Raw genomic sequence first — 4,517 nt, forward strand, 5'->3', positions numbered from 1 at the left:
CGAACTGGACGACCTGCAGCGCGACGGCCGCGTGCGCGACACGCTCAACTTGCGTGCCCCCGCTACCGGCGTGGTGCTGGAGAAGATGGTGGTGGAAGGCACCCGCTTCATGCCGGGCGAACCGCTGCTGAGGATCGCCGATCTCTCCACGCTCTGGCTCATCGCCGACGTGTTCGAGCAGGATCTCGCCGTCGTGCGGCCGGGGCAGCGCGCTAAGATCCGCGTCAACGCCTATCCCGACCGCGTCTTCGAGGGCCGCGTCGCCTTCGTCTACCCGACGCTGGACGCCAAGACGCGCACGGCGCAGGTGCGCATCGAACTCGCCAACCCCGGCGGACTGCTCAAGCCGGCGATGTACGCGAATGTCGAATTCGGCGCCCCCGCAGGCGCCGTCCCGGTGTTGACCGTCCCGGCGTCGAGCGTGATCCGCAGCGGCGCGCGCGAGGTGGTGCTGGTGCAACTCGGCGAAGGCCGCTTCGAACCGCGACCGGTCGTGCTGGGCGTGCAGGGAGACGAGTACGTGCAGGTGCGTGAGGGCGTGAGTGCCGGCGAGCCGGTCGTGGTGAGCGCGAATTTCCTGATCGACGCCGAGAGCAATCTGCGCGCGGCGCTGTCGGGATTTGCCCCGCCCGCGGACGCCGCGACGCCGCCCGTGCCTGTCGAGGCGGCACCGCCCGCCGGCGGCGGCCATCGCGACCACGGGAGTCACTGACATGCTGGTGCGCCTGATCGCATGGTCTGCCCGCAACGTCGTCCTCGTTCTGCTCGCCACTGCGCTGACCGTTGCCGCCGGCATCTACGCGCTGGCGAAGACGCCGCTCGACGCGCTGCCCGATCTCTCCGACGTGCAGGTGATCGTCTACACGCCGTTCCCCGGTCAGGCGCCGCAGGTGGTGGAGGATCAGGTCACCTACCCGCTCACCACCGCGCTTCTGTCCGTGCCGCGCTCCCGGGTCGTGCGCGGTTTCTCGTTCTTCGGCGCGTCCTTCGTCTACGTGATCTTCGAGGATGGCACCGACATCTACTGGGCGCGCTCGCGCGTCCTCGAATACCTCAACGTGGCGGCGGCGCGACTGCCGGGCGGCGTGACGCCGACGCTGGGGCCGGATGCCACCGGCGTGGGCTGGGTGTACCAGTACGCGGTGCTCGGCGCCAACCGTACGCTGGCTGAGCTGCGCACCCTGCAGGACTGGTTCGTCCGCTATCAGCTCGCCAAGGTGCACGGAGTCGCCGAGGTGGCGAGTGTCGGCGGCTTCGTGCAGCAGTATCAGGTGATCGTCGACCCGCGCAAGCTGCAGGCGTATGGCATACCGCTGGAGCGGGTGGCGGCGGTGATCCGCGACAGCAACCGCGATGTCGGCGGGCGCGTGGTCGAGCTCGCCGAGACCGAGTACATGGTGCGCGGGATGGGCTATCTGCGCGGAGCCGACGACATTGCCGAGCTCGTGCTGCGCGCCGATGACGGGCGGCCGGTGCGCATCCGCGAGGTGGCGCGCGTCGAGCTGGGACCCGACGAGCGCCGCGGCGTGACGGAGCTCGATGGCGAGGGCGAGGTGGTGTCGGGCATCGCGATGGCGCGCTACGGCGAGAATGCGCTGGACGTGATCGAGGGGCTCAAGCAGAGGATCGCCGAGATCGGCAACGGACTGCCCGAGGGGGTCACGATCGAGACCGTGTACGACCGCTCGGACCTGATTCACCGGGCGATCGGCACGCTCACCCGCACGCTGCTGGAGGAGAGCCTGATCGTTGCGCTGGTGTGCATCGTGTTCCTGTTTCACGTGCGCAGCGCACTGGTGGCGATCGTCATGTTGCCGGTCGGCGTGCTCATCGCCTTCATCGCCATGCGCGTGCTCGGCGTCACCTCCAACATCATGAGTCTCGGCGGCATCGCGATCGCGATCGGCGCCATGGTGGACGCGGCGATCGTGATGATCGAGAACGCGCACAAGCACATCGAGCGCGATCCAGAGGCGCCGCGTGCGCGCCTCATCGTGGAGGCGTGCCGGGAAGTCGGGCCGGCGCTCTTCTTCAGCCTGCTCGTGATCACCGTGTCGTTCCTGCCGGTGTTCGCGCTGGAAGCGCAGGAGGGACGGCTCTTCAAGCCGCTCGCCTACACCAAGACCTTCGCCATGGCGGGAGCGGCGCTGCTTTCGGTGACCCTGGTGCCGGCGCTCATGCTGCTCTTCGTGCGCGGGCGCATCGTGGCGGAGGCGAGGAACCCGCTCAACCGCTTTCTTATCTGGTGCTACCGGCCGATCATCGCCGGCGTGCTGCGCGCGAAGGTCATGACCGTCCTCGTCGCGGGGGTCGTACTTGCCGTCTCGTGGATTCCGGCAAGCCGCATCGGCACCGAGTTCATGCCGACGCTCAACGAGGGCACGCTTTTCTACATGCCGACGACGCTGCCCGGACTGTCGGTGACGAAAGCGGCGGAACTGCTGCAGGTCCAGAACCGCATCATCAGGAGCTTCCCGGAAGTGGCCTCGGTCTACGGCAAGGCGGGGCGCGCGGACACGGCGACCGATCCGGCGCCGCTCGAGATGTTCGAGACGGTGATCAACCTCAAGCCGGAGTCGGAGTGGCGACCCGGCATGACCGTCGATGCGCTCATCGCCGAGATGGACGCTGCGCTGCAGTTTCCGGGTATCGCCAACTCGTGGACGATGCCGATCAAGGCGCGCATCGACATGCTCTCGACCGGCATCCGCACGCCCGTCGGCATCAAGGTCTTCGGCGGCGATCTCGCGCAACTGGAACGGCTCGCACGCGAGATCGAGGCGGTGGTGAAGCGGGTGCCGGGCACCACCAGCGCCTACGCCGAGCGCATCACCGGCGGCGCCTATCTCAACATCGAGCCGGAGCGCGCGGCGCTGGCTCGCTACGGGCTCACGGTGGGCGCGCTGCAGGACGTGATCGCGACTGCCTTGGGCGGCGAGACGGTGACGACGACGGTGGAAGGACGCAGCCGCTTCGGCGTCATCGTGCGCTATCCGCGCGATCTGCGCAGCGATCCGCAGGCGATCGCGCGCGAGGTGCTGGTGCCGACCGATGATGGCGCCATGATTCCGCTCGGGCAGGTGGCGCGCGTGTCGCTCGATCGCGGGCCGCCCGCGATCCGCACCGAGAATGCGCTGCTGTCCGCCTACATCTTCGTCGACATCCGCGGTCGCGACATCGGCAGCTACGTGGCGGAAGCGCGGCGCGCGGTGCGGGCCGAAGTGAAGTTTCCGCCCGGGTACTACGCGAGCTGGAGCGGCCAGTTCGAATACCTGGAGCGCGCGCGTGAGCGCATGCGGATCGTGGTGCCGCTGACGCTCGCCGTCATCTTTCTGCTGCTCTACGTGAACTTCGGCCGCCTGACCGAGGCGCTCATCGTCATGCTCTCGCTGCCGTTCGCGCTGATCGGCGGTCTGTGGTTCATGTACCTGCTCGGCTACAACGCGAGCGTCGCGGTGGCCATCGGCTTCATCGCACTGGCCGGTGTGGCGGCCGAGACCGGCGTCGTGATGATCCTGTATCTCGATCACGCGCTCGCGCGGGTGCGTGCGCAGTGCGCGGCACGCGGGCAGCCGCTGACCGCGCAGGATATCCGCGCCGCCGTGATGGAGGGTGCGGTGGAGCGCGTGCGGCCGAAGATGATGACGGTGGTTGCGATCATGGCCGGGCTGCTGCCGATCATGTGGAGCACGGGCGCCGGGTCCGAGGTGATGCGCCGCATTGCCGCGCCCATGATCGGCGGCATGGTGTCCTCCACCGTTCTCACGCTCGTCGTGATCCCCGCGATCTACGCGCTGGTGAAGGGGACCGGGCTGCGTCACCCCGGCGCGGCGGTGGGCTACAATGCCTCCTCCCCCGATGCGCCAGGATCCGCCTGATGAACCTGCATCGACTGCTCGAGGTACGCGAAGCTGCCGGCAGACCGATCCGGGTGGCGCTCATCGGTGCCGGCAAGTTCGGCTCGATGTTTCTCGCGCAGGCGCCGCGGACTCCCGGGCTGCACGTGGCCGGCATTGCCGATCTCGATCCGCTGCGCGCGCGGGAGGCGCTGGCCCGCGTCGGCTGGCCGCCCGAGGCGGCGGTGGCGGCTTCGGTCGACGCGGCGATCCGGCACCGCACGACCTTCCTCACCGACGATGCGATGGCGCTCATCGCCGCCGACGGCATCGAGGTCGTGATCGACGCCACCGGGTCGCCTGCCGCCGGCATCCGCCATGCGCTTGCCTGTTGCGAGCACGGCAGGCACATCGTGATGGTGAACGTGGAGGCGGACGCCCTGGCGGGTCCGCTGCTCGCGCAGCGCGCCGCGCAGGCGGGTGTCGTCTACTCGCTCGCCTACGGCGATCAACCGGCGCTCATCTGCGAACTCGTCGACTGGGCGCGTGCGGCGGGCTTCGAGGTGATCGCGGCGGGGAAGGGCACCAAGTACTTGCCGGCCTATCACGCGTCCACCCCGGACACGGTGTGGGGGCATTACGGCTTCACGCCGGAGACGGTGGCGGGCGGGGACTTCAACG

3 protein-coding genes are annotated in these 4,517 nt (G+C 69.1%); all 3 read left to right on the forward strand.

Annotated elements, in window-relative coordinates; translation table 11 throughout:
* Positions 1 to 712, forward strand: a 712-nt coding sequence (locus JNK68_00870) for an efflux RND transporter periplasmic adaptor subunit (GenBank protein MBL8538897.1), incomplete at its 5' end; no start/stop codon positions are given.
* Position 713: 1 nt separating this feature from the next.
* Positions 714 to 3,878, forward strand: coding sequence for an efflux RND transporter permease subunit (locus tag JNK68_00875; protein ID MBL8538898.1), 3,165 nt, complete (start codon positions 714 to 716; stop codon positions 3,876 to 3,878).
* Positions 3,878 to 4,517 (forward strand): flagellar biosynthesis protein FlgA (locus JNK68_00880; GenBank protein MBL8538899.1); only part of this gene is annotated, 640 nt, incomplete at its 3' end. The genes JNK68_00875 and JNK68_00880, both read left to right, overlap by 1 nt.

It is taken from the genome of Betaproteobacteria bacterium, assembly GCA_016791345.1.
GTDB lineage: Bacteria > Pseudomonadota > Gammaproteobacteria > Burkholderiales > JAEUMW01 > JAEUMW01.

What these genes read in the sequence shown, in the direction of transcription:
- JNK68_00875 (MBL8538898.1), top strand. Translation starts at nt 714, where the DNA reads ATGCTGGTGCGCCTGATCGCATGGTCTGCCCGCAACGTCGTCCTCGTT.